The sequence below is a fragment of the Halobacillus litoralis genome (assembly GCF_009856415.1).
GTDB lineage: Bacteria > Bacillota > Bacilli > Bacillales > Halobacillaceae > Halobacillus > Halobacillus litoralis_C.
Genome location: NZ_WMEZ01000026.1, coordinates 1 through 527, shown reverse-complemented (window position 1 = coordinate 527; position 527 = coordinate 1). Strand labels below are relative to the sequence as shown.

Below are 527 nucleotides of genomic sequence, written 5' to 3'. Positions count from 1 at the left end.
GCCTTTCGCTGCCGGAATATCCCGATGACGTGGATATCCATGTTACTGGCGTTGATATTTCACAGGACATGCTCGACAAGGCCGAGAAGCGCATCCAGAAGCACGGCCTGACCAACTGCGAGCTGTACAACATGGACGCCGAAGCGCTGGACTTCCCGGACAACAGCTTCGACAAGATCATGGTCCTGTACGTGCTCTCCGTGGTGCCTGATCCCTACAAGGTAATGAGCGAGGTGCGCCGGGTCGCCAAGCCGGGTGCGGACGTGATCTTCGTTAACCACTTCGCCAAGGAGAATCCCCTTGTCCGCCGGTTCGAGTCCGCGCTTTCGCGCTGGGCCGCGCCGCTTGGCTTTGATCCGGACTTCCCCATGGAACCGGTGCTTGAGAATGTGGGCCTGAACGTGGAGAGGATTGAGTCCGTGAACCTGTTCGGTTACTGGACCATGCTGCACGGGCGTTGCCCCGAAGAGTAACCCCCGTCCGCCGGGAGCCACGGCTATGAATCGAGCACTGTTCCCTCTCAACTC

General features: G+C 59.4%; 1 protein-coding gene. It reads left to right on the top strand.

Translation table 11 applies throughout. The features are described from left to right. Positions 1-473, top strand: a 473-nt coding sequence (locus GLV98_RS19920; RefSeq protein ID WP_160917704.1) for a class I SAM-dependent methyltransferase, incomplete at its 5' end; no start/stop codon positions are given. Between the last annotated feature and the right edge of the window lie 54 nt (positions 474-527).